We start from the raw sequence: 668 nt of genomic DNA, 5'->3' as shown, positions 1-668 counted from the left end.
GAGCGTGTCCGCCGTGGCATAGCCGTGCAGCGTGTCGTTGTCCGCGCTGGCGACCTGCACCAGCGCCTTGATGGCGGCCACATCCCACATCGCGCCATCGGCAAAGCGGATCTGCTCGACCTGGTAGCCGTAGGTGGCGTCGTTGTAGAAGTAGTTGGCGACAGTGAGGATATCGGCGCTGCCCTTGAGGGTCAGCACCAGGTTGTTGCCTTCGCGCACGGCCTTCACATCGTCGGTGGTGATGCCATTGCCCAGTTGGATGACATCCTGCTTGCCTGCCGTGGTGTCGGCGCTGGAGATGGTGTCCTTGCCCGAGCCGCGGCCGAACAGATAGACGTCGTCGCCGGTGCCGCCGTCGAGTGAGTCGTTGCCTGCACCGCCATCCAGGATGTCATTGCCGCCACCACCGGACAGCCGGTCATCGCCTTCGCCGCCGAGCAGCACGTCGGCCCCGGCCTCGCCATTGAGCGTGTCGTTCTGTGCGCCACCCAACAGCGTGTCGTCGCCAGCACCGCCATTCAGCGTGTCGGCACCATCGCCACCATCGAGCGTGTCGTTGCCAGCATACCCGTACAGCGTGTCGTCCCCAGCCAGCCCGAAGAGCGTGTCCGCCGTGGCATAGCCGTGCAGCGTGTCGTTGTCCGCGCTGGCGACCTGCACCAGCGCCT

1 protein-coding gene is annotated in these 668 nt (G+C 65.9%); it reads right to left on the bottom strand.

Features of this window, described 5'->3' with window-relative positions:
- A partial coding sequence (locus AC1DQ3_RS36625) for a calcium-binding protein (protein ID WP_477124965.1) occupies positions 1–668 on the bottom strand: 668 nt, incomplete at both ends.

Source organism: Cupriavidus sp. 01T418, assembly GCF_056398885.1.
Note: the sequence above shows the minus strand (reverse complement) of the source record. Positions and strands in the feature narration are given on the sequence as shown.